This is a genomic window from Streptomyces sp. SM11 (assembly GCF_002910905.1).
In the GTDB taxonomy this organism is placed as follows: Bacteria; Actinomycetota; Actinomycetes; order Streptomycetales; family Streptomycetaceae; genus Streptomyces.
On record NZ_NEUE01000212.1, the window covers coordinates 46,101 to 72,308 of the forward strand.

The 26,208-nt window shown below is 70.5% G+C and carries 29 protein-coding genes and 1 pseudogene; 16 read left to right on the forward strand and 14 right to left on the reverse strand.

What is annotated here, in order from left to right; all coding sequences use genetic code 11:
* Positions 1–36 precede the first annotated feature (36 nt).
* From B9S58_RS20765 to B9S58_RS20780, 4 genes are all read right to left on the reverse strand, one after another.
* Positions 37–471 (reverse strand): Fur family transcriptional regulator, encoded by a 435-nt coding sequence (locus tag B9S58_RS20765; protein WP_103533612.1) that lies wholly within the window; start codon positions 469–471, stop codon positions 37–39.
* Positions 472–575: 104 nt separating this feature from the next.
* On the reverse strand, positions 576–1,475 hold the full coding sequence (locus B9S58_RS20770; protein ID WP_103533613.1) for a metal ABC transporter permease: 900 nt from the start codon (positions 1,473–1,475) through the stop codon (positions 576–578).
* Complete coding sequence (locus B9S58_RS20775) at positions 1,475–2,257, reverse strand: metal ABC transporter ATP-binding protein (protein ID WP_103533691.1); 783 nt, start codon at positions 2,255–2,257, stop codon at positions 1,475–1,477. The genes B9S58_RS20770 and B9S58_RS20775 overlap by 1 nt, the downstream gene beginning before the upstream one ends.
* A gap of 47 nt (positions 2,258–2,304) precedes the next feature.
* The gene (locus B9S58_RS20780) at positions 2,305–3,336 is read right to left on the reverse strand and encodes a metal ABC transporter substrate-binding protein (protein WP_103533614.1); all 1,032 of its coding nucleotides are present in this window, start codon (positions 3,334–3,336) and stop codon (positions 2,305–2,307) included.
* A gap of 178 nt (positions 3,337–3,514) precedes the next feature.
* On the opposite strand from B9S58_RS20780, the gene B9S58_RS20785 reads away from it, so the two are divergent.
* From B9S58_RS20785 to B9S58_RS20795, 3 genes are all read left to right on the forward strand, one after another.
* Positions 3,515–4,897 carry a glycine--tRNA ligase gene (locus B9S58_RS20785; RefSeq protein WP_103533615.1) on the forward strand — a complete coding sequence of 461 codons (1,383 nt, stop codon included), beginning with the start codon at positions 3,515–3,517 and terminating at the stop codon, positions 4,895–4,897.
* 100 nt (positions 4,898–4,997) lie between these two features.
* Complete coding sequence (locus tag B9S58_RS20790; protein WP_103533616.1) at positions 4,998–5,201, forward strand: hypothetical protein; 204 nt, start codon at positions 4,998–5,000, stop codon at positions 5,199–5,201.
* Positions 5,202–5,371: 170 nt separating this feature from the next.
* A complete protein-coding gene (locus B9S58_RS20795) occupies positions 5,372–5,587 on the forward strand; it encodes a DUF6243 family protein (RefSeq protein WP_103533617.1) in 216 nt (71 codons plus the stop codon).
* A gap of 291 nt (positions 5,588–5,878) precedes the next feature.
* Here the strand turns inward: B9S58_RS20795 and B9S58_RS20800 are convergent, their stop codons facing one another.
* Entirely contained in the window at positions 5,879–6,259 is a 381-nt protein-coding gene (locus B9S58_RS20800) for a DUF6463 family protein (protein WP_219818900.1), read from the reverse strand.
* A 75-nt stretch (positions 6,260–6,334) separates the two neighbouring features.
* Here B9S58_RS20800 and B9S58_RS20805 point away from each other — a divergent pair, with 75 nt between their 5' ends.
* Positions 6,335–6,898 (forward strand): TetR/AcrR family transcriptional regulator, encoded by a 564-nt coding sequence (locus B9S58_RS20805; protein WP_103533618.1) that lies wholly within the window; start codon positions 6,335–6,337, stop codon positions 6,896–6,898.
* Here the strand turns inward: B9S58_RS20805 and B9S58_RS20810 are convergent.
* From B9S58_RS20810 to B9S58_RS20830, 5 genes are read right to left on the reverse strand one after another with little or no spacing between them, the layout of a single operon-like run.
* Positions 6,885–7,259 carry a hypothetical protein gene (locus B9S58_RS20810; RefSeq protein ID WP_103533619.1) on the reverse strand — a complete coding sequence of 125 codons (375 nt, stop codon included), beginning with the start codon at positions 7,257–7,259 and terminating at the stop codon, positions 6,885–6,887. The genes B9S58_RS20805 and B9S58_RS20810 overlap by 14 nt on opposite strands.
* Positions 7,256–7,702 (reverse strand): hypothetical protein, encoded by a 447-nt coding sequence (locus B9S58_RS20815; protein WP_103533620.1) that lies wholly within the window; start codon positions 7,700–7,702, stop codon positions 7,256–7,258. The genes B9S58_RS20810 and B9S58_RS20815 overlap by 4 nt, the downstream gene beginning before the upstream one ends.
* 23 nt (positions 7,703–7,725) lie before the next feature.
* The gene (locus B9S58_RS20820; protein WP_103533621.1) at positions 7,726–8,115 is read right to left on the reverse strand and encodes a hypothetical protein; all 390 of its coding nucleotides are present in this window, start codon (positions 8,113–8,115) and stop codon (positions 7,726–7,728) included.
* Entirely contained in the window at positions 8,112–8,423 is a 312-nt protein-coding gene (locus B9S58_RS20825; protein WP_258044795.1) for a hypothetical protein, read from the reverse strand. The genes B9S58_RS20820 and B9S58_RS20825 overlap by 4 nt, the downstream gene beginning before the upstream one ends.
* Positions 8,420–8,680: a hypothetical protein gene (locus B9S58_RS20830; protein WP_103533623.1), complete on the reverse strand. Its 261-nt coding sequence runs from the start codon at positions 8,678–8,680 to the stop codon at positions 8,420–8,422. Before B9S58_RS20830 ends, B9S58_RS20825 begins: the two co-directional genes overlap by 4 nt.
* A gap of 106 nt (positions 8,681–8,786) precedes the next feature.
* Between B9S58_RS20830 and B9S58_RS20835 the strand changes: the two genes are divergently transcribed.
* Positions 8,787–9,614 (forward strand): helix-turn-helix transcriptional regulator, encoded by an 828-nt coding sequence (locus B9S58_RS20835; RefSeq protein WP_103533624.1) that lies wholly within the window; start codon positions 8,787–8,789, stop codon positions 9,612–9,614.
* The gene (locus tag B9S58_RS20840) at positions 9,611–9,820 is read left to right on the forward strand and encodes a DUF397 domain-containing protein (protein ID WP_103533625.1); all 210 of its coding nucleotides are present in this window, start codon (positions 9,611–9,613) and stop codon (positions 9,818–9,820) included. The genes B9S58_RS20835 and B9S58_RS20840 overlap by 4 nt, the downstream gene beginning before the upstream one ends.
* Before the next feature lie 184 nt (positions 9,821–10,004).
* Here the strand turns inward: B9S58_RS20840 and B9S58_RS20845 are convergent, their stop codons facing one another.
* Entirely contained in the window at positions 10,005–10,442 is a 438-nt protein-coding gene (locus B9S58_RS20845) for a peptidoglycan-binding protein (RefSeq protein WP_103533626.1), read from the reverse strand.
* Positions 10,443–10,776: 334 nt separating this feature from the next.
* Between B9S58_RS20845 and B9S58_RS20850 the strand changes: the two genes are divergently transcribed.
* Positions 10,777–11,649: a glutaminase gene (locus tag B9S58_RS20850; RefSeq protein ID WP_374935699.1), complete on the forward strand. Its 873-nt coding sequence runs from the start codon at positions 10,777–10,779 to the stop codon at positions 11,647–11,649.
* A 4-nt stretch (positions 11,650–11,653) separates the two neighbouring features.
* Here the strand turns inward: B9S58_RS20850 and B9S58_RS20855 are convergent.
* Both B9S58_RS20855 and B9S58_RS20860 read right to left on the reverse strand, forming a co-directional pair.
* Positions 11,654–11,791, reverse strand: a pseudogene (locus tag B9S58_RS20855) (pyridoxamine 5'-phosphate oxidase family protein); the annotation flags it as partial.
* An 81-nt stretch (positions 11,792–11,872) separates the two neighbouring features.
* Complete coding sequence (locus tag B9S58_RS20860; RefSeq protein WP_258044810.1) at positions 11,873–13,267, reverse strand: MFS transporter; 1,395 nt, start codon at positions 13,265–13,267, stop codon at positions 11,873–11,875.
* A 188-nt stretch (positions 13,268–13,455) separates the two neighbouring features.
* On the opposite strand from B9S58_RS20860, the gene B9S58_RS20865 reads away from it, so the two are divergent.
* Positions 13,456–14,418 carry a helix-turn-helix domain-containing protein gene (locus tag B9S58_RS20865; RefSeq protein ID WP_103533629.1) on the forward strand — a complete coding sequence of 321 codons (963 nt, stop codon included), beginning with the start codon at positions 13,456–13,458 and terminating at the stop codon, positions 14,416–14,418.
* On the forward strand, positions 14,415–15,563 hold the full coding sequence (gene dusB, locus B9S58_RS20870; RefSeq protein ID WP_103533630.1) for a tRNA dihydrouridine synthase DusB: 1,149 nt from the start codon (positions 14,415–14,417) through the stop codon (positions 15,561–15,563). The genes B9S58_RS20865 and dusB overlap by 4 nt, the downstream gene beginning before the upstream one ends.
* A 17-nt stretch (positions 15,564–15,580) precedes the next feature.
* Here dusB and B9S58_RS20875 read toward each other — a convergent pair whose 3' ends face one another.
* Complete coding sequence (locus B9S58_RS20875) at positions 15,581–16,336, reverse strand: GntR family transcriptional regulator (RefSeq protein WP_103533631.1); 756 nt, start codon at positions 16,334–16,336, stop codon at positions 15,581–15,583.
* A 280-nt stretch (positions 16,337–16,616) separates the two neighbouring features.
* Between B9S58_RS20875 and B9S58_RS20880 the strand changes: the two genes are divergently transcribed.
* The 7 genes from B9S58_RS20880 (at position 16,617) to B9S58_RS20910 (ending at position 26,174) form a co-directional block, all read left to right on the forward strand.
* A complete protein-coding gene (locus tag B9S58_RS20880) occupies positions 16,617–17,795 on the forward strand; it encodes an ABC transporter substrate-binding protein (RefSeq protein ID WP_103533632.1) in 1,179 nt (392 codons plus the stop codon).
* Positions 17,795–18,727, forward strand: coding sequence for an ABC transporter permease subunit (locus B9S58_RS20885; RefSeq protein WP_181009390.1), 933 nt, complete (start codon positions 17,795–17,797; stop codon positions 18,725–18,727). Before B9S58_RS20880 ends, B9S58_RS20885 begins: the two co-directional genes overlap by 1 nt.
* The gene (locus B9S58_RS20890) at positions 18,715–19,614 is read left to right on the forward strand and encodes an ABC transporter permease (RefSeq protein ID WP_181009391.1); all 900 of its coding nucleotides are present in this window, start codon (positions 18,715–18,717) and stop codon (positions 19,612–19,614) included. Before B9S58_RS20885 ends, B9S58_RS20890 begins: the two co-directional genes overlap by 13 nt.
* A 6-nt stretch (positions 19,615–19,620) precedes the next feature.
* Positions 19,621–20,775, forward strand: coding sequence for an ABC transporter ATP-binding protein (locus tag B9S58_RS20895; RefSeq protein WP_103533633.1), 1,155 nt, complete (start codon positions 19,621–19,623; stop codon positions 20,773–20,775).
* Positions 20,772–21,464, forward strand: a complete 693-nt coding sequence (locus tag B9S58_RS20900; RefSeq protein WP_103533634.1) for an HAD family phosphatase — start codon at positions 20,772–20,774, stop codon at positions 21,462–21,464. Before B9S58_RS20895 ends, B9S58_RS20900 begins: the two co-directional genes overlap by 4 nt.
* A 340-nt stretch (positions 21,465–21,804) precedes the next feature.
* Positions 21,805–24,516, forward strand: a complete 2,712-nt coding sequence (gene ppdK, locus B9S58_RS20905) for a pyruvate, phosphate dikinase (protein ID WP_103533635.1) — start codon at positions 21,805–21,807, stop codon at positions 24,514–24,516.
* 776 nt (positions 24,517–25,292) lie between these two features.
* Positions 25,293–26,174 (forward strand): ArsR/SmtB family transcription factor, encoded by an 882-nt coding sequence (locus B9S58_RS20910; RefSeq protein WP_374935698.1) that lies wholly within the window; start codon positions 25,293–25,295, stop codon positions 26,172–26,174.
* Positions 26,175–26,208 lie beyond the last annotated feature (34 nt).

Here is a 26,208-nt window from a genome sequence, read left to right on the forward strand (position 1 = left end):
CCCCGGGCCCGCCTCTATTCACGTTCGTTCCGTTCGTTACGCCTTGCTCGCGGCGCACTCCACGCAGGTGCCGAAGACCTCGACGGTGTGCGCGACGTTCACATAGCCGTGCTGGGCGGCGATCATCTCGGCCCACTGCTCGACGGCCGGTCCCTCGACCTCCACCGCCTTGCCGCAGAGCCGGCAGACCAGGTGGTGGTGATGATCACCGGTCGAGCACCGCCGGTAGACGGCCTCGCCCTCGGTGGTGCGCAGGACGTCCACCTCACCCGCGTCGGCGAGGGACTGCAGGGTCCGGTAGACCGTGGTCAGGCCCACGGAGTCGCCGCGGTGTTTGAGAACGTCGTGCAGCTCCTGGGCGCTGCGGAACTCGTCGACCTCGTCGAGCGCCGCCGCCACCGCCGCCCGCTGCCGGGTGGACCGGCCGCGTACCGGCGCTGCGTTCGTGCCACTGATCGGCGCCGTGGCCACAGGTGCCTCCTCGTGTCGCCCGTACATGTGTCGGGCCATTGTGCCAGCCCGGCCGGGTGGAGCCGGCGAACACGTACGGTGCGACGCCGTCACACGTACAGCCGTCACATGTGTACGTCGTCCCTGTCCCGGCGGGCCGCCGGTACTTCCAGGGTGCACTCCGCACCCTTCGCCTCGCTCGCCCGCGCCCGGCGTCTCGCGAGCGGAGCGGCGAGCGCGGTCAGCGCGACGAACACCGCGATGGCCAGCAGCACGATCGTCGCGCCGGGCGGAACGTCCTGGTAGTACGAGGTCACGGTGCCGGTGAGGGTCACGGCCGTGCCGATCGCCACGGCCAGCACGAAGGTGACCTTGAAGGACTTGGTGATCTGCTGCGCGGCCGCCACCGGCACCACCATCAGCGCGCTGACCAGCAGCAGGCCGACGACCCGCATCGCGACGGTCACGGTCACGGCGGCGGTCACCGCGACCAGCAGGTTCAGCACCCGCACCGGCAGCCCGCACACCCGGGCGAACTCCTCGTCCTGGCTGACGGCGAACAGCTGCCGTCGCAGCCCCACCGTGACCAGCACCACGAAGGCCGCCAGCACGCAGATCGCGATGACGTCCGACTCGGAGACCGTGGCGAGCGAGCCGAAGAGGTACGAGGTCAGGTTGGCGGTGGAGCCCGTGTCGGACAGGTTGATCAGCATGACGCCGCCCGCCATGCCGCCGTAGAACAGCATCGCCAGGGCGAGGTCGCCGCGCGTGTGTCCGTACCAGCGGATCAGCTCCATGACGACCGCACCGGCCACCGCGACGGCCGTGGCCATCCAGACCGGGCTGGTGGAGAGCAGGAAGCCGAGACCGACGCCGGTCATCGCGATGTGCCCGATGCCGTCGCCCATCAGGGCCTGCCGCCGCTGCACCAGGTAGATGCCGATGGCGGGCGCGGTGATGCCGACCAGCACGGCCGCGATGAGCGCCCGCTGCATGAAGGGAGGGTTCAGGAATTCCAGCATCATCAGGTCAGCAGTCCCGTCCGTACGGGCTCGGCGGCCGCGTGGGGGTGTACATGGTCGTGGCCGGGCAGGGCGTGCTGGCCGAGCGCCTCGGGCGGCGGCCCGTCGTGCGTCACGCAGCCGTCGCGCAGGACCACGGCCCGGTCGATCAGGGGCTCCAGCGGGCCCAGCTCGTGCAGCACGAGGAGTACGCTGGTGCCCAGCGCCACCTGCTCGCGCAGGGTCGAGGCGAGGATCTCCTGGCTGGCCAGGTCCACCCCGGCCATCGGCTCGTCCATGATCAGCAGGTCCGGCTCGGCGGCCAGGGCGCGGGCGATCAGGACCCGCTGGTGCTGGCCGCCCGACAGCGCGCTCACGGAGTCCTTGGCGCGGTCGGCCAGGCCCACCAGCGCGATGGCACGGTCCACGGCCGCCCGGTCCGCCTTCCCGGGCCACCGCAGCCCCGTACGGGACAGCCGTCCTGAGGCGACGACCTCGTGGATCGTGGCGGGCACGCCGCCGGCGGCCGTGGTGCGCTGCGGGACGTAGCCGATCCGGCCCCACCGGCGGAAGCGGCGCAGTTCGGTGCCGAACAGCTCGACGGTGCCGCCGGTCAGCGGGACCTGCCCGATGACGGACCGTACGGCGGTGGACTTGCCGGAACCGTTGGCGCCGAGCAGCGCGACGACCTCGCCGCGGTGCACGGTCAGGTCCACGCCGCGCAGCACGGGGCGCGCGCCGAGGGTGGCCGTGGCGCCGCGCAGGGCTATGACGGGCTCGTGGGTGCTGTTCTCACGCTCCGGCATGAGCGCCTCCGATCCAGGGGTGATGCGGGTCCACAGGGTGGTGCGGGTCACTTCGCGCCGAGTGCCTTCTGCAGCGCGGCGAGGTTGGACTCCATGACCTCGATGTAGTCAGCGCCCTGGGACTTCTTCGTGATTCCCTCCAGCGGGTCCAGGACTCCGGTCCTCAGGCCGGTGTCCTTCGCGAGAGTCTTCGCCGTCTTGTCACTGGCGAGCGTCTCGAAGAAGACCGTGGTGGCCTTCTCCTTCTCCGCGATGGTGTGGATCTCCTGGATCCGGGCGGGGCTCGGCTCGGCCTCGGGGTCGATGCCCGCGATGCCCTGCTGGGTGAGCCCGTAGCGCTCGGCGAGGTAGCCGAAGGCGGAGTGGGTGGTGATGAAGGTCTTGGTGGAGGTGTTCTTCAGCCCGGTCTCGAACGCCGTGTTCAGCTCGCCCAGCTCGGCGACGAGCGCGTCGGTGTTCTTCTTGTAGTCGGCGGCGTGGTCGGGGTCGGCCTTCTCCAGGGACGTGCCGACACCCTTGGCGACCTCGGCGTACTTCACCGGGTCCAGCCAGATGTGGGGGTCGGCGCCGCCTTCCTCGCCGTGGTTGTGGCCGTCGCCCTCGGAGTGCTCCTCGTGGGCCTCGTCCGCGTGGGCTTCTTCCTCGTGCCCGTGCTCTTCTTCGCCCTCATGGCCGTGATCGTGGCCGCTGACCTCGGAACCGTGGTTCTCCAGCGTGGTGAGGGTCGCGGCGTCGACGGTGTTCTTCACACCGGACTGCTTGATCGCATCGTCCACGGCGGGCTGGATGCCCTTGAGGTACAGCACGTAGTCGGACTCGCTGATGGAGCCGATCTGGCGGGGGGTGAGCTCCAGGTCGTGCGGCTCGACACCCGGCTTGGTGAGGCTGCTGACGGCGACGTGCTCGCCGCCGATCTTCTCGGCCAGGAACTGCATCGGGTAGAACGACGCGGTCACCTTCAGTTTGCCGCCGTCGCTCCCGTCCGCTGCGTCGGAGGTGGAGCAGGCCGAGAGAGCGGTCAGACCGAGGACGACTGCTCCGGCGACGGCGGTGGTGGGTATCAGGCGGCGTACGTTCATGACACTCATTTTCAACAAAAGTGGAAACGATTGTCAACAAGGCAGATGAGATGCCCGGAAGATCACATAGTGACGGCAAGGGGAACCACTCGCACCCTCACCGATTTGATCCCAGGGGTGCGCCCGCCGGTAACCTGAAGCATTCGCCGTTCGTCGCCGTCGTAATGAAGAGAGCACCGTGGCCGCCGACAAGATCGACACCATCGTCAGCCTGAGCAAGCGCCGTGGCTTCGTCTACCCCTGCAGTGAGATCTACGGTGGTCAGAAGGCCGCCTGGGACTACGGGCCGCTGGGCGTCGAGATGAAGGAGAACCTGAAGCGTCAGTGGTGGCGCTACATGGTCACCGGGCGCGAGGACGTGGTCGGTCTCGACTCGTCGGTCATCCTGGCGCCCGACGTCTGGGTCGCCTCCGGTCATGTCGCCACCTTCTCGGACCCGCTCACCGAGTGCACCTCCTGTCACAAGCGCTACCGCGCCGACCACCTGGAGGAGGCGTACGAGGAGAAGCACGGCAAGCCGCCGGTCAACGGCCTCGTCGACCTCAACTGCCCCAACTGCGGCAACAAGGGCACGTTCACCGAGCCCAAGCAGTTCTCGGGTCTGCTCTCCACCCACCTCGGCCCCACCCAGGACTCCGGCTCGGTCGCCTACCTGCGCCCGGAGACCGCCCAGGGCATCTTCACCAACTTCGGCCAGGTGCTGCAGACCTCGCGCAAGAAGCCGCCGTTCGGCATCGCGCAGATGGGCAAGTCCTTCCGGAACGAGATCACTCCGGGCAACTTCATCTTCCGGACCCGCGAGTTCGAGCAGATGGAGATGGAGTTCTTCGTCAAGCCGGGCGAGGACGAGGAGTGGCAGCAGTACTGGATGGACCAGCGCTGGAACTGGTACACGGACCTCGGCATGCGCGAGGAGAACATGCGCTGGTTCGAGCACCCGAAGGAGAAGCTCTCCCACTACTCCAAGCGCACCGCCGACATCGAGTACCGCTTCCGCTTCGGCGGCAGTGAGTGGGGCGAGCTGGAGGGCGTGGCCAACCGCACCGACTACGACCTCAAGGCGCACTCCGAGGCGTCGGGCACCGACCTCCAGTACTACGACCAGGAGGCCAACGAGCGCTGGACGCCGTACGTCATCGAGCCCGCGGCCGGCGTCGGCCGCGCGATGCTGGCGTTCCTCCTGGACGCCTACGTCGAGGACGAGGCGCCCAACGCCAAGGGCGTCATGGAGAAGCGCACCGTGATGCGCCTCGACCCGCGCCTGGCCCCGGTCAAGGTCGCGGTCCTGCCGCTGTCCCGCAACCCGCAGCTCTCGCCGAAGGCCAAGGGCCTGGCGGCCGACCTGCGCAAGAACTGGAACATCGAGTTCGACGACGCCGGCGCCATCGGCCGCCGCTACCGCCGTCAGGACGAGATCGGCACCCCGTTCTGCGTCACCGTCGACTTCGACACCCTCGACGACAACGCGGTGACCGTGCGCGAGCGCGACACCATGAAGCAGGAGCGCGTCTCCCTGGACCAGATCCAGGCGTACCTCGGCGCCCGTCTGCTCGGCTGCTGACACCCGCGCACGTGCGTGAGGCCCCCGGATCCGGGTACGGAACCGGGGGCTTCGTCGTACGGTCCACCGGAGCCCCCGCCGCCGTTCCGGGAGGTACGCGATGCCGTCCATCACCACCAGCAAGGTCAGCAGATGGGACCAGCACGGCCGTGAACACGTCGTGCGGGTACGGAAGTCGGGCATGACCCGCCAGTTGACCTGCTCCACCTGCGCGTGGTGCCGCTCGGCGCAGTTCCTGCCCTGGCTGAAGGCCGAGGAGCACCTGGCCGAGGCCCATCAGGCGACGGTCGACCCGACGGCCTGAAAAGCTGGTGCGGGGTGCTCCGGGAGCGGGGTACCGTTCCGGCATGTCTTCGTTCTTCCAGATCTACGAGTGAGAGCGCGGCGGGGGTCCGACCACCCGCCGCCCACCGGATCGATCTCGATCATCCGATTACTTCCTTCCTCACTTCTCACCATGAATGGGAGAACGCCGTGGCCAAGAGCCGCAACAACCTCCTCGGCGTCGGCGGACAGCGCAAGAAGCTGTCCCGCGCCGAACAGCAGGGCGCGGGTTCCGCGCGAGGCGCCGACCGCAAGGCCGCCGAGGACAAGAAGCAGGAGCTGGTCCGCAGGATGCGCGAGCGCGCCGAGGCCCAGGCGGCCGCCACCGCCGAGCCGGGCGAGCAGGACGCTCCCGCACAGAGCTGACACCCGAGCAGTACCCGTACGAATCGGTGACGACCCCGTACGACCGTGGGCCCGGATCCTCCGTGATCCGGGCCCACGCGCGTACCTCCGTCCACGTCGACGTCCACGTCGGTCAAGGGGAAGGTTCCGGACCGGAGCCGCCTGGATCAACGTCCAGGCGGCCGTGTCCGTCACCCCCTGTAGACGGACTCCCGGACCAGAGGCTCGAACTCCCGCCGCGGACAGGTGTCGAACGGCGCCGTCGGAGCACCGTCGACTCCCCGCCGCGCCGGCGCTCCACCGTGGAGCGCCTCACGACGAACGAGCAGCCCGCGCGCTCCGGATCAGCAGCGCCGCCGGGACCAGCCCCAGCAGCATCGGCGTCGGCTCCAGGACCGCCGCCGACACCACGCACCACGCGGCCAGCCCCCAGCCGATGGACGCCGGCAGGGCGATGCTCCGCCGGGCCAGGTCGGATATGAGCGCACCCAGCAGCATCATCGGCACGGCGAAGCTGCCGATCGAGATCCAGAACGCACCGTTCGCGTCACGGGGGTGAATGAACTCGTCACGCGGCAGCCCCCACAGCGCTCCGGTGAACCATTCGTCGGCGTACTGGACGTTCTGCACGCCCAGCCCGATGAGGTGCACCGCGCCCAGGATCATCAGGATCCGTCCTGCCCAGCGTCCCATTACCGCTCCCCCTTTTCGGAACCACTAGTTTCGGAACCATGAGTTTCGGAACCAAAAGTACCGTAACATGGCCGCATGGGACGACCTAGAGACAGCAGGGTCGACGAAGCGATCCTCACCGCCACCCGTGGCCTCCTGGCAGAAGGCGGATACGCCGGGCTCACGGTGGACGCCGTGGCCGAGCGTGCGCGGATCGGCAAGGCGGCGATCTACCGGCGCCACGCGACGAAGCAGGAGATGGTGTTCGCGGCAGCCGTGCACAGCGCGGACCTGCCCCCGCCCCCCGATACGGGAAGCCTGCTGGGGGACCTGACGGTGCTCGTCCAGGAGATCGTGGACCACGTCACCAGCCCGGCGGCCGCCGCCGCGATCCCGGGACTGCTCGCCGACATACGCAGTTCGCCGGAGCTCGCCGCTCGCTTCCACAACGCCTTCGTCACCGTCCAGCAGGCCGGCCTCGCCGAACTGCTCGGCCGAGCGGTCGCCCGCGGCGAGCTCCCGTCGTCCCCGGACGTCGACCTCGTCCACGCCCTGGTGGCCGGCCCGGTCTTCGCCACGGTCTACCTACAGAACCGCTCCCCGGACGGCCTGGCGGAACGACTGGGCCGGATCGTCGCCGGCGCTCTCACCGGGGCCTGACCCACAGGTGGGGGTGGCGCTTCGCCAGGTCCCGCGCGATGGCCTCGTCGGTTGGGTCCGTGACCTCCCAGCCGTGGCCGGACTGGTGCCCGGCGAACAGCCCGCACGCCTCGCTACGGGTGTCGGGCGCGGTACACCAGGGGAGCGGCGAGAGCCTGATTCGCCTCCCCGTACCCCATCTGGCCCAGACGGCGCTTCCGGGCCGCCCGCCCTCGTCCCACAGCATCGCCGCGTGATCGGCGTCGTGGTCCTCGCCGAGTTCGCAGAGTACGTGTCCGGCCTCCGGGCGGTGTCCGGGGGGCGACAGGGTGACCACGTGGGCCGGGGGCGGCAGTAACACAACGGCGGTGCACTGGTTCATGGCTGAGGCCGTCCTCCTGGGCGGTCGGGGCCTTCGTGGCCGTGGTCGTCGGATACGACCCGCTCGGCGATCAGGTCGCCGAGCGGGTCCGTCACGCTCCAGGAGTGGGGCGCGACGTGGTGGTCGAAGAACGCGCACAGCCGCACGACGCCCGTGCCGAGGTGGCGGAGTACGGCGGGGCACCACGGCACGGTGTCGACCCGGTGGACGAGGTCCGCGCCGGTGCCGGTCCAGAAGAACCACGGAGCCGGGGCACTCGGCGTCTCGGCCGGCCAGAGATGCGCGGCATGCTCGATGTGCTCGTCGTGCCCGGCGAGTTCGCAGAGGAGGAAGTGGTCGGGGCCGAGTCCGTCCGGTGGTTCGTCCGGCTGCCCGTCCGAGGTCGTCAGGGCTGACAGGACTTCATCCGGAGGAACTTGGGTGACGGCGGTGCATTGCAGCACGTCGGTCTCTTCTGTGGAGGGGCCTACAGATGGTGGCAGGCCAGGGAACCGCGCCATCCGGCAAGGGTCAGGCTCAGCCCGACCGCAGGGTCAACTACGGTGTGCAGTACGGGGAACCCCGCTTCGAGGGCCCGTATCGCGTCGTCCTGGCGCTCGCCATCGGTCGCCCAGAACCGCAACCCTTCCGGAGCGTCGGAACCGTGGAAGAGGACCGGCCGCACATCGCTGGTCGGCAGCCGCAGCGAGTCGGTGGCCCTCGCGAGCCCGTGTCCGTGTCCGTTCGCCAGGCGGAGCGCCTGTCCACGGAGCCACAGGAGCACCAGCCGGCGGTTCCGTACGGCGACACCGCCGAGCGAGGCGAACCGCTGCCCGTCCGTCACGGTGACCTCGGCGGCGTAGCCCGCGCGCATCATGCGGCACGCTCGTCGGCGTCGGGGTTGCGGATGAGGCTCCGGAGCCGGTCGGCCGCCGCCTCGATCTCGTCCACCACGGCACTCCGCGTTGCGAACCGGTCCGCGACGGCCGCGTCCAACCCGGCGAAGAACAGGGCCCGGTAGGCGGGGTCCGATTCGATGCGTGCGAGTTCGGTGAGAGGCGCGGCGGGCTTGACCGGGCACCGGGTGAGCGCCCGCATGAGCCGGGGGAGGCGAAGCCGTAGACGGACTTCCGCCGCTCCCACGGCGAGGGCGAGCCGAACCCGTAACCGGGCGAGGGGGCTCACAGCACCTCACCCCGGCTGCGGGCGTTGGCCCGAGCGGTACGGGCGCGTAGCTGCTCTATGGGGAGCGCGGGACGTACGTGCTGGGGCTCGACCTCCCACTCGACGCCGCCGCCCACGGGCCGGAGGGACCAGTAGAGGCCGGCGACCCCTCGGAACTCGCCCACGCGGTCGCCGCGCGTGGTGTCCACCAGGAGGGTGCCGGGGGCGGGAAGGTCAGGGGGTGCCTGGGTATTCGGGCGTAAGTTCTCGCCGTACATCGATCGCTCCTCTCTGTAGTCATTCGGCTACCGGGGCGATTCAGCGTGGCCTAGTGTCGAGCTGTCTTCAACCTGCGCGCTTTGCTCGAAGAGTTAGGGGCTCGGCATGGTGAATCGCAAGCGACTTGACCCCGACGACCCGGGGAAGGCCTTCGGTCTGAAGTTAAGGCAGGCCAGAGACGGGCATGGCTGGACGCAGGATGAACTGGCCGCTTGTATGGGGTGCTCAGGGACGCATGTTTCTGCTGTAGAAACTGGTCGGCGCCCTCCAACTCCTCGCTTCGCGAGGAGTGCTGACAGGGCGCTTGGTGCTGGCGACAAGTTTCAGCGGATGGTCCAGGCCATGAGCAACACGGCACTGCTGGAAGGGTTCCCGGAGTTCGTGCGTCAAGAGATCCGGGCTGCGGAGATCAGGCTCTTCGAGCTCGGGATCGTCCCCGGGCTGCTTCAGACTGCGGAGTACGCCGCAGCTATCAGTAATGGGGCAGTGCGACGGGGGGCGATCACTGAGCAGCAGGCAGAGGAGCGGCTCGCCCTGCTCTCCGAGAGACAGGCCTCCCTCACAAGGACTCCGCCGCCGATGGTCTATGCGGTGTTGGACGAGAGCTGCATCCGGCGGTCAGTCGGTGGGGCTGCCGTCATGAAGGCGCAGTTGGACAAGCTCGTCGCGTTTGCCGAATTGCCCACTACGGTCCTTCAGGTCGCCCCGTTCGACCTCGGAGAACGGCGAGCGTTCGACTTGCCGGTGACGCTGTTGACGCTCCCTGACAGGACGCAGTTGGCCTACTCCGAGTCTGCGCAGCAGGGGAGGCTGGAGCGCGATACACACTTCGTCCAACCCCTCGTGACGGCCTACCATCAGATGCAGGCCGAAGCCGCCTCGCAGGCTGAATCTGTGGCCACGATCAGCAAGTTACGAAAGGGTGCTTTGTGACGACCGAATCTCCGCGTTGGTTCACGTCCTCGTACAGCAGCAACGGCGGCCAGTGTGTAGAGGTCGCCGCCAATCTCGCCGCCTCGCGCGGAATCGTCCCGGTCCGTGACTCGAAGAACGTGGACGGCCCGGTGGTCAACGTTCCCGCCGCCGCGTTCACCGCGTTCGTGGTGGGCGTGCGGGCCGGGAAGCTCGGCACCGTCTGAACCGCTGCGGTCCAGCGTCGCCCCACCGTTTCGCGCGCGGTGGGGCGTCCTGCTGTCCGGGTCGGGCCGGGGCAACCGCGCCCGTGACCACTGGAGTGCCGAGGGCGCGGGTCTGCATGGCGTCCACTCCGGCAGGCGAAAGGCCCGACCCCTGAGGGTCGGGCCGCTCGCGATACCCGGCCGGTCAGACTGGCGGGTTGGAGTAGGCCTTGCGTCGGAACGCCGCCTTGGTCCCTGGTCCGGCGATGCCGTCGATCTTGCCCTTGTAGCCGTTGAACTTCTTCAGGTTGGCCTGGAGCGACACGATCGTCTTGGGTCCCACCATGCCGTCGACTCTGCCCTTGTAGGGAGAGGGCTGGCCGGGCCAGGTGGCCAGGAAGCGCTGCATCGCCTTCCAGCTGTTGGTCCCGAGCACCCCGTCGATCTTGCCGGTGTAGCCGTACATGGTGAGGATCCACCGCTGGATCCGTTGGGCACCCTGCTTGTCGAGGCCGAGACTGACCACGGCCGCGCTCGCCGGCCCCGCGAGGCCGACCACCGCCACACCTGACGCCGCCACTGCCAGCAGCCCGCCTCGTATCAGCCCGCGACGCGAGACACCGTTCTGCCTGCTCTGCTCCAAAATCTTCCCTCCGTTGGCCGGGAGTTGTCTCCCGGCTTGGCGCAGAGATTACCTCGCATCGTCGTCGAACGATCCGGGTTCCGGGCGAGTGCTTCCGAGGACCGGGCGGGCGTCCGGGGCGCGTAGGGCGAAGGGTTTTTTGGCCGCTTCCGGTGGGCGGGGTCAGACTGTGGGCGACCTTCCGTTTCGACTCCGCCCCTCCCGGGGCCTCTCGTCATCCTCCCTGTCAGGATCTGCCGTGCCCCACACCTCCTCCGTACCTCCGGCGAACAGTCCGGCTCCGCGCGTCGGCTCCCACCGCTTCAGCTCGGTGATCAGCCGCATCGCCGAGGAAATGGCCGCACTCGCCGACCACGGCAGCCCTGCCGACTACATTCCGATGCTCGCCGACGCCGACCCCCGGCGCTTCGGCATGGCCGTCGCCGAGCCGGACGGGACCGTCTACGGGGTGGGGGAGTGGCGGCAGCCGTTCTCGACGCAGTCCATCACCAAGGTGTTCGCCCTGGCCCTGGCCCTCTCCCTGGACGGCGGGCAGCTCTGGCGGGGCGTGGGCCGCGAGCCCTCGGGCAACCCCTTCAACTCCCTGGTGCAGCTGGAGTACGAGAACGGGATTCCCCGTAACCCGTTCATCAACGCCGGTGCCCTGGTGGTGACCGACCGGCTCCAGGCGCTGACCGGGGACGCCGCCGGCCAGGTGCGGGAGCTGCTGCGCTCGGAGAGCGGCAACGAGGCCATCGACTTCATGCCGGAGGTCGCCGCCTCCGAAGCGGCCTTCGGTGACCGCAACGCCGCGCTGGCTCACTTCATGGCCGCCTACGGCAACATCACGCTCCCGGTCCCCGAACTGCTCTCCGCCTACTTCCGGCAGTGCTCGATCGAGGCGTCCTGTGCGGACCTGGCCCTCTCCGCCGGATTCCTGGCCCGGCACGGCGTCCGCGCCGACGGTTCCGCGCTGCTGAGCCGCAGCCAGGCGAAGCAGGTCAACGCGGTCATGCTCACCTGCGGGACGTACGACGCGGCCGGAGAGTTCGCCTACCGGGTGGGGCTGCCCGGCAAGAGCGGTGTCGGTGGCGGGATCATCGCCATCGTGCCCGGAGTGTGCACCCTGTGCGTGTGGAGCCCGGGCCTCGACCGGCGCGGCAACTCGGTGGCGGGTGTGTCGGCCCTCGACCGCTTCACCACGCTCACCGGGCTGTCCGTCTTCTGACGTGCTACGCAGCCCGCCTGGTCCAGAACGGGCGCGGCGAGAAGCCCTCGCGCCGCAGCCAGTGCTCCGTGTAGACGATCCGCTCGGGCTCGATCACGACGAGAGGCCCCGACTGCGGTTCGTCGAGGGAGCGGGACCGCTGCCTCGGTCGTGGTCCGGGCGTGTGTGCAGGCACCGGCGTCCCCTCTTGCGGAAAGTCGGTTGCGGCCCTCCGTCACCTGCGTCACGTCACCGTGCGCGGCAGCCGCAGGCTCAGCCCGACTGTCAGCGCCACCGCCGCCAACTGCACCAGCAGTGTCACCACCAGTGCGTCCCGCATGCCCAGGACCGGCACCAGTGCCAGAAACAGGGTGCCCAGCGTGGCCACCCCGAGGGCCAGCGCCGCCTGCTGGGCCGTCGTCAGCACGCCGCCACCCACCCCGGCCTTCTGCGGCGGTACGTCGGAGAGCACGATCCGGAACAGTACGGGGAGCTGGAAGCCCTGGCCGAGGCCCGCGATCGCGATCCCCGGCGACAGGCCCCACGGCCCGAGATCCTGCCAGGCGTAGTGCACGGTCAGCGCCAGCACCACCACGCCCACTGCCTGGATGAGCCCGCCCGCGGTGACGACCCGGGCGCCGTAGCGCCGGACCAGCCGGGGACCGGCGAGCGAGGCCGCGAAGAACGTCAGTGCCATCGGGACCAGGGAGAAACCGGCCGCCGCCGGGCCCAGCCGCAGGCCTTGCTGGAGTGCCACCGCGATCACGAACAGGAAGCCGCCGTAGCCGATCGAGAACGGCACCACCAGGGCCAGGCCCCGCCTCAGCGACTCCAGGCGCAGCAGGCCCGGCGGCACCAACGGCACGCGGCCCAGCCGGTCGGCCCGCCGCTCCACCAGGAAGAAGGAGTACACCGCGAACGGGAACAGCCCCAACGAGACCCAGGCCCACCACGGCCAACCGGCGGCCCGCCCCTCCGTCAGGGGGGCCAGCAGCGTCACCAGCGACAGGGCCAGCAGCAGCGTCCCGGGCACGTCGACGGGTGCGGGGCGGTCGGAGCGGGTCTCCGGTATCGCACGGGCTGCCAGGGCCAGGCCAACCATCGCCACCGGCACGTTCACCAGGAACACCGACCGCCAGCCGGCGCTCTCGCCGAACACCGAGGACATCGGCGCGGCCGCCACCAGCGCACCGCCCAGGATCTGGCCCGTGACCATCGAAAGGCCGGCCGTCGCCCCGTACAGGCTCATCGCCCGAGCTCGGCGCGGGCCCCGTGTCGCCGCCTGGATCGTGGCCAGCACCTGCGGCAGCATCAGCGCGGCGGCGGCGCCCTGCGCGACGCGGGCGCCGACCAGGCTCCAGGCGTCGGGAGCGAGTCCGCAGGCCAGCGAGGTGAGTCCGAAGGCCGCCATCCCGATCAGGAACAGACGCCTGCGGCCCATCGTGTCGCCGAGCCGCCCGCCGATGACCAGCAGGACGGCGTACGCGAGCCCGTAGCCTGCGACCACGAGTTCGAGCAGGGCGGTGCCCGCGTCCAGATCGCGGTCGATCGTGGCCAGGGCGACGTTCACGATGAAGAAGTCGATGAGCGGGAGTGCTGCACCCAGCAGCACGGTGAACAGGCCCAGCGGGCCGAGCACCGGGGCGGAGCCGTCGTGCCGGACGGGTTCCGGACCGACGGCGGCGGGGGGCGTACGGAGGGACGGATGTACGGAAGGTTCACTCACGGCGTCGACTCTCCCGCCGAACCCAGAGTGGTACCAGAGTCTCCTTATCCTGGTACCAGCGGTACCTGGCGACAGGCCGGGGCACCCGGCAGGCTGGAGGCATGACGACCATGGCAGCCGACATCCGGCCCGCGGCGGGTGAGCCGGGCGAGGCGTCCGCGTCCGACGTCAGGCGGCACGAACTCGCCGCCTTCCTGCGCAGTCGCCGCGAGCGCATCACTCCCGAACAGGTCGGTCTCGTCCGCGGCCGCCGCCGACGTACCCCCGGGCTGCGCCGCGAGGAGGTCGCCCAGCTCTCCGCGGTCGGGGTCACCTGGTACACCTGGCTCGAACAGGCCCGGGCCATCCAGGTCTCAGCCCAGGTGCTCGACGCCCTGGCCCGCGCCCTGCTGCTCGACCCGAGCGAACGCGCCCACCTCTTCGTGCTCGCCGCCGCCCCTGATCCGGACCCGGGCACGGATTGCGCCACGGTCACCCCGGCGCTGCGGGCCGTGCTGGAACAGCTGGACCCCATTCCGGCCTGCGTCCAGAACAGCCGGTACGACATCCTCGCCTACAACCGCACCTACGCCCGGCTCCTCTGCGACCTGGACGCAGTGCCGCCCGAGGACCGCAACTGCCTGCTGCTGGCTTTCACCCACGACGACTGGCGGGCCGCGACCGTCGACCTGCCCGAAGCCACCCGGATGATGGCCGCCAAGTTCCGCGCCTCGACGGCCCGGCACCTGGCCGAGCCGGCCTGGAAGGCGCTGCTGCAACGGCTGAAGACGCGGTCGCCGGAGTTCCGGGAGGTGTGGGAGCGCCACGAGGTGATCGACCAGCGGGGGCCGACGAAGTACATCCGCAACGCCCACGTGGGGCTGCTGCACGTCGAGCAGACCAGTCTCTGGCTCGGCCCGGCGAGCGGGCCGCGCCTGGTCAGCTACCCGCCGGTGGACGCCGGGACCCGCGCCGGGCTGGAGCGGCTGCACCGGATCGCCCTCGACACCGGGCCCGGCGCTTCCCCGACCGCTGAGGTACGCCGGACCGCCACCCGTCCGGCGTACGCGACAATGGAGCAATGACCACGCTCGCCCCCGCCCCCCCGCAGCTCCGCATCGGCCCGCACACCGTGCGGCCGCCGGTCGTGCTGGCCCCGATGGCCGGCATCACCAACGCCCCGTTCCGGACGCTGTGCCGGGAGTTCTCCGGCGGCAAGGGGCTGTTCGTCAGCGAGATGATCACCACGCGGGCGCTGGTCGAGCGCAACGAGAAGACCATGCAGCTCATCCACTTCGACGCGGCCGAGACCCCGCGCTCGATCCAGCTGTACGGAGTGGACCCGGTCACCGTCGGCAAGGCGGTCCGGATGATCGTCGACGAGGATCTGGCCGACCACATCGACCTGAACTTCGGCTGCCCGGTCCCCAAGGTCACCCGCAAGGGCGGCGGCTCCGCGCTCCCGTACAAGCGTCCTCTGCTGCGGGCCATCCTCAACCAGGCCGTCTCCAACGCCGGTGACCTCCCGGTCACGATCAAGATGCGCAAGGGCATCGACGACGACCACATCACCTTCCTCGACGCGGGCCGCATCGCCGTCGAGGAGGGCGTCACCGCGGTCGCCCTGCACGGACGCACCGCCGCCCAGCACTACGGCGGCACCGCCGACTGGGACGCCATCGCCCGGCTCAAGGAGCACGTCCCGGAGATCCCCGTCCTCGGCAACGGCGACATCTGGTGCGCCGACGACGCCCTGCGGATGATGCGGGAGACCGGCTGCGACGGCGTCGTCGTCGGGCGTGGGTGCCTCGGGCGGCCCTGGCTCTTCGCCGATCTGGTGAGCGCCATGGAGGGGCGTACGGACCGGCACGCGCCCGCACTGCGCGAGGTCGCGGACGTCATGGTGCGCCACGCGACGCTGCTGGGGGAGTGGATCGGCGACGAGACCCGTGGCGTGATCGACTTCCGTAAGCACGTGGCCTGGTACCTCAAGGGCTTCGCGGTCGGCTCCGAGATGCGCAAGAAGCTGGCGATCACCTCCTCGCTGGAGGAACTGGCCGGTCAGCTGCACGAGCTGGACCTCGACCAGCCCTGGCCGGACGGCGCCGACGGGCCGCGCGGGCGCACCTCGGGCAACAGCCGGGTCGTCCTGCCGGACGGCTGGCTGAAGGACCCGTACGACTGCTCCGGCATCAGCGCCGACGCGGAGCTGGACACCTCCGGCGGCTGAGTCGGTACGAGAAGTCCTCAGCCGCCCACGTCCGGGCCCGCGTGGCGTTCCAGCGGGGCCGCCGACGCGGAGTTCATCACGTTGAAGACAACGCTGCCCGCCCGGTAGCGGTCGTCCGTCCACTCGATGGCCCGGCCCGCCGCCGTGTACGTCAGATGCCGCTGCCGCAGCAGCGGGCTGGCCCGGCGCACCCGCAGCAGCCGGGCGTCCTCGCTGCCCGCCGCGACCGCGTCGATCAGGTGCTCGCCGTAGTGCGCGACGACGTCCGCCCGCTCCGCGATGCTGTCCATGATCGAGACGCAGTCCTCCGGCAGCGCGCGGACCGTCGGGGCCACCCAGTCCGCGTACACCGTCCGCTCGATCATCACCGGCTCCCCATCGAGCCGGCGCAGCCGCAGCACGTACAGCACCTCGCTGCCCGGCTCGGCGTCCAGCCGGGCCGCCTCCTCGTCGGTCGCGGGGCGGGTGGCGCGGGTCAGGATGCGGCTGGAGACCTCGCAGCCCATCGCCCGCGCCCACTGCGCGAAGCTGTTGAGCTGCTCGAAACTCTGCCGGCGCTCCTGGCGCAGGACCACTCTGCGGGCGCCCTGCCGGGAGCCGATCAGGCCCTCGGACGCCAACAGCGCCACCGCCTGGCGGACCGTGCCGCGCGAGACGGACCAGCGGGCGGCGAGGTCGCTCTCGGACGGCAGCCGGGAGCCCGGCGGACATACGCCGCCCCGGATCGACTGCCGCAGTGACTCGGCGATCTCCTCGTAGCGTGAACGGCCCACGTGCCCCCCATCGGTCGGCTGGTAAGGATCCTGACCGGAGTCCTGGGCTGTGCACAGGTATGTGTCTGCGCCTTGGTCCGGTATCTCACTCTAACGTCCCCTCAGGCCGTCGGCACGCACAGCTCCGTACCTACCACTACCCCGATATGGTGGGCTTTCCTCTTCCTCGGCTCTTGCGGCACCAGACATCGGACGTTAACTCACCGGACACCTGGGGCGGGCGAACTAGTGCCAGCTTGTATGAACAAGTGGCACTCACTTCGCTCCCGGGAGACACACCGTGCGCAGAGCCCGACCCCGCCCCCGTATCCGCGCCAACGGCCGTGCCGTTGCCGCTCTCGCCCTCTCCACCGCCGCCCTCACCGCGCTCACCGCGTGCGGCGCCGCACCCGAGGAGAAGGCCGCGACCGGGGTGAACGGGGTCAAGTCCACCGAGGCCACCTCGGTCGCCGACTTCGGCGGGCTGGAGAAGCTGGTCGCCGCCGCCGAGAAGGAGGGCGAGCTGAACGTGATCGCCCTGCCGCCGGACTGGGCCAATTACGGCGAGGTCATCAAGGCCTTCCAGGACAAGTACAAGGTCAAGATCAAGAGCGAGACCCCGGACGCCTCCAGCTCCGACGAGATAGCCGCCGTCAAGTCCCGCAAGGGCCAGAAGCGCGCCCCCGACGTCCTCGACCTCGGCATCGCCTTCGCCCGCAGCGGCGCCGCCGAGAACCTCTTCGCCCCGTACAAGGTCACCGCCTGGGACCAGATCCCCGACAGCCAGAAGGACGCGGACGGCCGCTGGTACAACGACTACGGCGGCTACGTCTCCATCGGCTGCGACGCCGCCCGCATCAAGACCTGCCCCGAGACCTTCGCCGACCTGCTGAAGCCCGAGTACAAGGGCAAGGTCGCCCTCAACGGCAACCCGACCAAGTCCGGCTCCGCGTTCGGCGGTGTCTACGCGGCCTCGCTCGCCAGCAAGGGCTCGTTCGGCGACATCCAGCCCGGCATCGACTTCTTCGGCAAGCTGAAGAAGAGCGGGAACTTCATCCCCGTCGAGTCCACCCCGGCGACCGTCGAGAAGGGCGAGACGCCGATCAGCATCGACTGGGACTACCTGAACGCCGGGTACGCCGACCAGTTCAAGGGCAAGGGCGTCGACTGGAAGGTCTCCGTGCCGGCCGACGGCGTCTACGCCCAGTTCTACTCGCAGGCCATCAACAAGGAGGCCCCGCACCCGGCGGCCGCCCGCCTGTGGATGGAGTACCTGTACAGCGCCGAGGGCCAGAACCTCTGGCTCAAGGGCTACGCCCGCCCCGTGCTGCTGCCCGCCATGACCGAGGACGGCACCGCCGACAAGTCCTTCGTCGCCAAGCTGCCCGAGGTCGCGGGCACCCCGGCCTTCCCGAGCTCCGAGGAACTCGACCAGGCCAGCGCCACCCTCGCCGAGAACTGGGACAAGGCCGTCTCCTGATGACCGTCCCCCACCCGTCCGCCGCCCCGGGGACGCCCCCGGGGCCCGGGGCGGCCACCGTGCAGGCCGGTGGCCGCGTCCCGCGCCGCCGCCGGCCGCCCCGCACCTGGCTCGGCGCGCTCCCGCTGCTCCTCTTCGCCGGGCTCTGCTTCGGACTGCCCGCCGGGGCCCTGCTGTACGGGGCGCTCACCCGCAACGACCCGGTCGCCGGCACCACCGAGATCACCGGCGAGCACCTGGCGCGCTCGCTCCAGGGGCCCTACCTCAGCTCGCTCACCGGCAGCGTCCAGCTGTCCGCGCTGACCGCCGCGCTCGCCACCGTGCTCGGGGTGCTGATCGCCCAGGCCGTCGTCACCTCCCGGCGCGGCGCCCTGCGCGGCGCGGTGCTCACCGCCTCCGGGGTGCTCGCCAACTTCGGCGGCATCCCGCTCGCCTTCGCCTTCGTCGCGACCCTCGGCATCTCCGGGGTCGTCACGGAGATCGGACACCTGGACGCCCTCGGCTGGAACCTCTACTCCTTCACCGGGCTCACCGTCATCTACCTCTACTTCCTCGTCCCGCTCATGGTGCTCGTCGTCGTTCCCGCGCTGGACGGGCTGCGCCCGCAGTGGCGGGAGGCCGCGCTCAACACAGGGGCCTCCACCTGGCAGTTCTGGCGACACGTCGGACTGCCGGTCCTCGCGCCCTCGCTGCTCGGCGGCTTCGTCCTGCTCTTCGGCAGCGCCTTCGCCGCGCACGCCACGGCCGCCGCCCTGGTCGGCGGCTCCGTTCCGCTGGTCACCCTGAAGATCGCCGACGCGCTCTCGGGCAACGTCCTGGTCGGCCAGGAGAACGTCGCCCTGGCGCTGAGTCTCGACATGATCGTGATCGCCGGACTGGTGATGGCGGTCTACCTGCCCCTCCAGCGACGGAGTTCCCGATGGCTGCGCTGACCCCTGTCTCCACGGCCCCCGTCGCCGCCCCGGTGAAGACGGCCCGTCGCCGCCCGCGCTACTGGCGCGGCGCGGTCCTCACCGTCGCCGGGCTGTACTTCCTCACCCCGCTGGTCTCCTCGTTCGTCTTCACCGTCCATGTGCCGAACCAGGGCGTCACCTTCGCCGCGTACAGCGGGATCCTGTCGGCCGAAGGCTTCACCGAGAGCCTGTTCCTCTCGCTCTCCCTCGCCGTCGCCACGATCGCGCTGGCCCTGCTGCTCGTCGTGCCCGCCCTCGTCGCGGTCCGGCTCGGGCCGCCCCGGCTGCGCGCCGTCGTCGAGATCGTCTGCATGCTGCCGCTGGTGGTGCCGCCGATCGCGCTGGTCACCGGGATCGCCACGGTGCTGCGCTGGGGGCCCGACCACTTCTCCCGCACCCACCTCTACCAGACCTTCCTCGCCGTGCAGAACGAGTCGTTCCCGGTGGTGCTGGTGCTCGCCTACACCGTGCTGGCGCTGCCGTTCGTGCACCGCTCGCTGGACGCCGGACTGCGCGCGGTCGACGTGCCCACACTGGTGGAGGCGGCCCGGAACTGCGGGGCGGGGCGGCTGTACGTGATCCTCCGGGTCATCCTGCCCAATCTGCGTTCCTCGCTCGCCGGGGCCTCCTTCCTGACCCTGGCGCTGGTGCTCGGCGAATACACCGTCGCCTCGCTGCTGGGCTTCCGGCCCTTCGCGGTGTGGATCGTCTCCGTCTCCGGCGCCGAGGCCCGGATGTCGGTCGCGGTGTCCCTGCTCAGCCTGCTGATTACCTGGGCCCTGCTGCTCGTCCTCTCCCGCGCCGGAACCGGTTCGTCCGCCGCCGTCCCCACCGCCGCCCCCACTCCCGTACCCGGCAAGGAGTAGCCACCCATGTCAGCCCTGCCCACCGCCACCGCCGGACGTTCCGAGCCGCCCAGGACCGAAGCCCCGCACGGGCGCGCCGCCACCGGAGCCCGGGTGGAGTTCCGCTCCCTGCGCCGGGCGTTCGGCCCGACCGTGGCCCTCGACGGACTCGACCTCACCGTCGAACCCGGCGAGCTGCTCGCCCTCCTCGGCCCCTCCGGCTGTGGCAAGACCACCGCGCTGCGGGTGCTCGCCGGCTTCGAGCAGCCGGACTCCGGCGAGGTCCTGGTGGACGGCGAGGACATCCTCCGGATACCCGCCAACCGGCGCGACGCCGGCATGGTCTTCCAGTCCTACAGTCTCTTCCCGCACCTGAACGCCCGCGACAACGTGGCCTTCGGCCTGCGCGTACGGAAGGTGTCCACCGCCGAGCGGCACGCCACCGCCGCCGAACTCCTCGACCTGGTCGGGCTGCCCGACCACGGCGGACGCTTCCCGCACCAGATGTCCGGCGGCCAGCAGCAGCGGGTCGCCCTGGCCCGCGCGCTCGCACTGCGGCCCCGGGTGCTGCTGCTGGACGAACCGCTCTCGGCACTCGATGCCAAGGTGCGGCTCTCGCTCCGCGAGGAGATCCGCCGCCTCCAGCTGTCGCTCGGGATCACCACCATCTTCGTCACCCACGACCAGGAGGAGGCCCTCTCCATGGCCGACCGGGTCGCCGTCCTCAACGCGGGCCGCCTGGAGCAGTGCGCGCCCCCGGCCGAGCTGTACGAACGTCCCGCCACCGCGTTCGTCGCGGAGTTCGTCGGCACCATGAACCGGCTGCCGGGCCGCCTGACCGGGAACGGAACGGTCGAGGTCGCGGGCGCCGCCCTGCCGGTCGACGGCGAGGCCCCGGCGGGCGGCGGGCCCGTCGACGTGCTGATCCGGCCCGAGGGCATCCGTGCCGAGGCCGACCCCGAGGGCACGGCCACCGTCGTCTCCGCGTCGTTCCTCGGCTCGGTCACCCGGGTCCTGCTCGACCTCCCGGACGGCGTCGCGCTCAAGGCCGACCTCCCCTCCCGCGACGCCGTGGACCTGCTGCCCGGCGTACGGGTCCGGGTCACGCCCGTACCGCGCCCGGTGCTCGTCGTCCCCGTGGCGCCGGTACGCGAGTCCTCGGCCGGGAAGGCAGCGGCATGACGACGCCCGCCGCCGTGCTCCTCGACATGGACGGCACTCTCGTCGACACCGAGGTGCTGTGGTGGGACACGGCCCACGAGGTCGCCGCCGGACTCGGGCACCGGCTGTCCGACGCGGACGCGCCGGAGGTCGTCGGCCGGGCCGTCGCGGACACCGCCGCTCATCTGGTCGACGTCACGGGCGGGACGGCCGCCGCACTGCCCGGCGTGGCCGCCGAGCTGACCGCGTCCTTCTTCCGCAAGGTCGACGCGGGCGCCCCGCTGCGCCCCGGGGCTGCCGGGCTGCTCGCCGCACTGGAGCGGTCCCGGGTGCCGTTCGCCCTGGTCAGCGCCTCGCCCCGGAGCGTGGTGGACGCGGTGGTGGCTGGGTCGCTGGCCGGGGCGGACTTCGCCTTCGCCCTGTCGGCCGACGACACCGTACGGACCAAGCCGCATCCGGACCCGTACATGGCGGCGGCGGCCCGGTTCGGCGTTCCGGCCTCGGCCTGCGTCGCCGTCGAGGATTCCCCGGACGGCACCGCCTCCGCGCACGCCGCCGGGTGCGCGGTGCTGGTGGTGCCCTCGCTGCTGCCGGTGGAGCCCGCGCGGGGGCGGACCTTCGCCCGTAGCCTGGAAGAGGTCGACCTCGGGGTGCTCCGTGACTGCCTGAGGCGTCCGGATCCTGAAATCCGGGGTCCGAAACGAGCGTGATTCACGCCACCCTTGATCAGGGTTGCGCTCAGATGAGCGAATTGGGGATGGCTGCACTTCTGGAAGACGTGGCACTCAGTGCCACCCCGCTGGCTTCGAGAAGTGGACTCGAATGGTGAGAAGGTCGCTCGAATGAGCGGCTGGGGTCGAGTTTCGGCCATATCGCCTTCAGGAGGTGAAGGTAAGAGTTCGGATGCTTCGACCGGGCGGCCCTTTCAATCCGCTGGCGGACGGGTGGTTGCGGTCGCATGACGACCAAGTGGACGTACCCATACACCTTCGATCTGGGTATGTTCCTCGCCGTCAGGGCAGCCACCGCGTCCTCGAGGAGTCGAGACCCGTGTCGGAAAACAAAGATCCCCAGAAGTTCGTCTACGACTTCACCGAGGGCAACAAGGATCTGAAGGATCTTCTGGGCGGCAAGGGTGCGAACCTCGCCGAGATGACCAACCTCGGGTTGCCCGTCCCTCCGGGTTTCACGATCACCACCGAGGCCTGCAAGGTCTACCTGGACAGCGGCGACGCGCCGACCGCGCTGCGCGACGAGGTGAGTGCGCACCTCAGAGCGCTGGAAGAGCGCATGGGCAAGCAGCTCGGCCAGGCCGACGATCCGCTGCTGGTCTCCGTCCGCTCCGGCGCCAAGTTCTCCATGCCCGGCATGATGGACACGGTGCTGAACATCGGCCTCTCCGACGCCTCGGTGGCCGGTCTCGCCACCCAGTCCGGCGATGAGCGGTTCGCCTGGGACTCCTACCGCCGGCTCATCCAGATGTTCGGCAAGACCGTCCTCGGCGTCGACGGCGATCTCTTCGAGGAGGCCCTGGAGGCGGCCAAGCACGCCAAGAAGGTCAGCATCGACACCGACCTCGCCGCGGCCGACCTCAAGAAGCTCGTCAAGCAGTTCAAGAAGATCGTCGAGACCGAGGCCGGACGCGCGTTCCCGCAGGACGCGCGGGAGCAGATGGACCTCGCCATAAACGCGGTCTTCGACTCGTGGAACACGGACCGTGCCAAGCTCTACCGCCGCCAGGAGCGCATCCCCGGCGACCTCGGCACGGCCGTCAACGTCTGCTCGATGGTCTTCGGCAACCTGGGCCCCGACTCCGGTACGGGCGTCGCCTTCACCCGCGACCCGGCCAGCGGCCACCAGGGCGTCTACGGCGACTACCTCCAGAACGCGCAGGGCGAGGACGTCGTCGCCGGTATCCGCAACACGGTGCCGCTCGCCGATCTGGAGTCGATCGACAAGAAGTCGTACGACCAGCTCATGCAGATCATGGAGACGCTGGAGAACCACTACAAGGACCTCTGCGACATCGAGTTCACCATCGAGCGCGGTCAGCTGTGGATGCTCCAGACCCGGGTCGGCAAGCGCACCGCCGGTGCCGCCTTCCGGATCGCCACCCAGCTCGTGGACCAGGGCCTGATCGACGAGGCCGAGGCCCTCCAGCGCGTCAACGGCGCCCAGCTCGCCCAGCTGATGTTCCCGCGCTTCGACGACGAGGCGAAGACCGAGCTGCTCGGCCGTGGCATCGCAGCCTCGCCGGGTGCCGCCGTCGGCAAGGCCGTCTTCGACTCGTACACCGCGATCAAGTGGTCCCGCTCCGGCGAGAAGGTCATCCTGATCCGCCGTGAGACCAACCCCGACGACCTCGAAGGCATGATCGCCGCGGAGGGCATCCTGACCTCACGCGGCGGCAAGACCTCGCACGCGGCGGTCGTGGCGCGCGGCATGGGCAAGACCTGTGTCTGCGGCGCCGAGGACCTGGAGGTCGACACCAAGCGCCGCCGGATGACGGTCGGCGGCCGGGTGATCGAGGAGGGCGACCTCGTCTCCATCGACGGCTCCACCGGCAAGGTCTACCTGGGCGAGGTGCCCGTCGTGCCGTCCCCGGTCGTCGAGTACTTCGAGGGCCGGATGCACGCCGGGGCCGACGACGCCGACGAGCTGGTCGCCGCCGTGCACCGGATCATGGCGTACGCGGACCGGGTGCGCCGGCTGCGCGTGCGGGCCAACGCCGACAACGCCGAGGACGCCCTGCGCGCCCGCCGCTTCGGCGCCCAGGGCATCGGCCTGTGCCGCACCGAGCACATGTTCCTCGGCGAGCGCCGCGAGATGGTCGAGAAGCTGATCCTCGCGGACACCGATGACGAGCGCGAGAGCGCGCTGGCCGCTCTCCTTCCGCTCCAGAAGGCCGACTTCATCGAGCTGTTCGAGTCGATGGACGGACTGCCCGTCACCGTCCGTCTCCTGGACCCGCCGCTGCACGAGTTCCTCCCCGACATCACCGAGCTGTCGGTCCGGGTCGCGCTCGCCGAGTCCCGCAAGGACGCCAACGAGAACGACCTGCGCCTCCTCCAGGCGGTGCACAAGCTGCACGAGCAGAACCCGATGCTGGGCCTGCGCGGTGTGCGCCTGGGCCTCGTCATCCCCGGCCTGTTCGCCATGCAGGTCCGGGCGATCGCCGAGGCGGCCGCCCAGCGCAAGAACGCCAAGGGCGACCCGCGCCCCGAGATCATGATCCCGCTCGTCGGCACGGTCCAGGAGCTGGAGATCGTCCGCGAGGAGGCCGACCGGGTCATCGCCGAGGTCCAGGCGGCCACCGGCACCGACCTCAAGCTGACCATCGGCACCATGATCGAGCTGCCGCGCGCCGCACTGACGGCGGGTCAGATCGCCGAGGCCGCGCAGTTCTTCTCGTTCGGCACGAACGACCTGACCCAGACGGTGTGGGGCTTCTCCCGCGACGACGTGGAGGCCTCGTTCTTCACCGCGTACCTGGAGAAGGGCATCTTCGGGGTCTCCCCGTTCGAGACGATCGACAAGGACGGCGTCGGCGCGCTGGTCCGCAGCGCCGTCGAGGCCGGCCGGGCCACCCGCCCGGACCTCAAGCTCGGCGTCTGCGGCGAGCACGGCGGTGACCCGGAGTCGGTGCACTTCTTCCACGAGGTGGGCCTGGACTACGTCTCCTGCTCGCCGTTCCGTATCCCGGTCGCCCGCCTTGAGGCCGGCCGGGCCGCAGCCGAGTCCCGGGGCAGTGACAGCCGCTGACCCGGGCTCATGGGTCCGGGGCGCGGAGACGTTCCGGACCCTCACGGGCAGGGCTGCACGAACAGCCCTGCCCGCCGACCATGGCCTCAAGGCCCACCGAGAAGCGGCGGCACCCTGTGCGGGGGTGCCGCCGCTTCGCCTTGCGCTGCGCTGACCGGGAACGATCGACGGCCAAGGGGCCCGGTGTGACCGGCGGTACGGGAGTGCCGTGCGCGGAAATGACCGGCGGCGCGGAGAAGCCGTCAGAAGTGCGCACCGAATGTCGCGTGAAGAATGTGGCGCAGAGCACATTGCTTCGTTTAATACGCAAAGAAATTCGGGTGACGGTCGGGGGACCGGGGTGCGGTCCATGGATCCCCACCCATGGACCGCACCCGGCTTACCCCCGTCGGGTACGGAGCCGCACCGTCGCCCACCGCCGCCGAACACACAAAGCCCCCCACGGCCTTCACGTGCTCATCCGGTGGGCACCGGATGCGTACCCGACGTCGTACAGCCTTTCGGGTGAAGCGGAACTGGGCGACACCTTTCACTTCTGGCCGAAACCCCGTGGTGACCTCCTGTGACGGCCCGCATACCCTTCGGTGGGGGCAATTGCGGATGCAACAGGTGGGGGAGTAGTGCTGCGTATCCATGTGTCCAGGCTGGACCTTTCGCGGGTGCGGATGGCCACGAGACCGGACGCCTTGTGGGAAACCATTCTCAGTTTTCACCGGCTCAGGGACCGGCGCGCTTCGTCGGTGTTCGGAAAATGGCGTACGGAATCCCGGGCTCGGTTGAATGGTGAAGCGCAGCTGCTGGCGGCGGTCGTCCCGCCCCGCGGCTATTTCCCGGATTTCCTGACGCCCTCCCAGGAAGGCGCCGAGCCATTCGGGCTCGACGTCGGAATGGAGGCGCTGCGCGACACCCCCGCCGACCGCGTCCACGCGGAGCTGGAACTGCTGGCCGCCGGGCGTGTACGGCAGCGGGCAGACCGGTCGGTCGGTCAGCGGGACGTCGGAGCGGGAAGAGCGGGCGCGGCGCCGCCCGCCGCACTCGTGGAGGACCGTGCCGAGCCGCTCGCCCGGCTCATCGGAGCCCTCCGCAGCTACCACTACGCGGCCGTGGAGCCCTACTGGCCGCACATCAGGGCCAGCGTCGAGGCGGACCGAGCCGTCCGCGGACGGGCCCTGCTGGACGGCGGCGCGGACGGGCTCCTGGCCACCCTGCCGCCGATGATCCGGTGGCGCTCACCCGTGCTGGAGGCGGACTACCCGGTCGACCGCGATCTGCACCTGGACGGGCGCGGGCTGCTGCTCCAGCCGTCCTTCTTCTGCCGGGGCACACCGGTCGTCTACCGGGACCCGTCACTCCCGCCGGTGCTCGTCTACCCGGTGACCAACCCCGGCGCCCCGGACTTCGCCGAGCCGGGCCCCTGGCTCGGCCGGCTCGTCGGGCACACCCGCTCGGCCATCCTCCAGGCCATCGGCAACGGCTGCACCACCAGCGAACTCGCCCGCCGGGCCGGGGTGTCGCTGGCCTCCGCCAGCCAGCACGCCTCCGTGCTGCGCGAGGCGGGCCTGGTCCTGACGCTGCGCCACGGCAGCTCGGTCCTGCATACGCTGACCCCGCTCGGCGGCTCCCTGCTCCGCGGTGGCGCCCCGCTGGCCCTGCCCTGAGCCGCGGCCGCCCCTCCGCGGCGGGCCGCGAGAA

Excerpts from the sequence above, each read along its gene's own strand:
- B9S58_RS20830 (WP_103533623.1), bottom strand. The coding sequence starts at position 8,680 with ATGTACGGCGAGAACTTACGCCCGAATACCCAGGCACCCCCTGACCTT.
- B9S58_RS20895 (WP_103533633.1), top strand. The coding sequence starts at position 19,621 with ATGTCAGCCCTGCCCACCGCCACCGCCGGACGTTCCGAGCCGCCCAGG.
- B9S58_RS20800 (WP_219818900.1), bottom strand. The coding sequence starts at position 6,259 with ATGGGACGCTGGGCAGGACGGATCCTGATGATCCTGGGCGCGGTGCAC.
- B9S58_RS20835 (WP_103533624.1), top strand. The coding sequence starts at position 8,787 with ATGGTGAATCGCAAGCGACTTGACCCCGACGACCCGGGGAAGGCCTTC.
- B9S58_RS20890 (WP_181009391.1), top strand. The coding sequence starts at position 18,715 with ATGGCTGCGCTGACCCCTGTCTCCACGGCCCCCGTCGCCGCCCCGGTG.
- B9S58_RS20780 (WP_103533614.1), bottom strand. The coding sequence starts at position 3,336 with ATGAACGTACGCCGCCTGATACCCACCACCGCCGTCGCCGGAGCAGTC.
- B9S58_RS20865 (WP_103533629.1), top strand. The coding sequence starts at position 13,456 with ATGACGACCATGGCAGCCGACATCCGGCCCGCGGCGGGTGAGCCGGGC.
- B9S58_RS20790 (WP_103533616.1), top strand. The coding sequence starts at position 4,998 with ATGCCGTCCATCACCACCAGCAAGGTCAGCAGATGGGACCAGCACGGC.
- B9S58_RS20775 (WP_103533691.1), bottom strand. The coding sequence starts at position 2,257 with ATGCCGGAGCGTGAGAACAGCACCCACGAGCCCGTCATAGCCCTGCGC.
- B9S58_RS20885 (WP_181009390.1), top strand. The coding sequence starts at position 17,795 with ATGACCGTCCCCCACCCGTCCGCCGCCCCGGGGACGCCCCCGGGGCCC.
- B9S58_RS20900 (WP_103533634.1), top strand. The coding sequence starts at position 20,772 with ATGACGACGCCCGCCGCCGTGCTCCTCGACATGGACGGCACTCTCGTC.
- dusB (WP_103533630.1), top strand. The coding sequence starts at position 14,415 with ATGACCACGCTCGCCCCCGCCCCCCCGCAGCTCCGCATCGGCCCGCAC.
- B9S58_RS20770 (WP_103533613.1), bottom strand. The coding sequence starts at position 1,475 with ATGATGCTGGAATTCCTGAACCCTCCCTTCATGCAGCGGGCGCTCATC.
- B9S58_RS20820 (WP_103533621.1), bottom strand. The coding sequence starts at position 8,115 with ATGATGCGCGCGGGCTACGCCGCCGAGGTCACCGTGACGGACGGGCAG.
- B9S58_RS20810 (WP_103533619.1), bottom strand. The coding sequence starts at position 7,259 with ATGAACCAGTGCACCGCCGTTGTGTTACTGCCGCCCCCGGCCCACGTG.
- B9S58_RS20805 (WP_103533618.1), top strand. The coding sequence starts at position 6,335 with ATGGGACGACCTAGAGACAGCAGGGTCGACGAAGCGATCCTCACCGCC.
- B9S58_RS20850 (WP_374935699.1), top strand. The coding sequence starts at position 10,777 with ATGGCCGCACTCGCCGACCACGGCAGCCCTGCCGACTACATTCCGATG.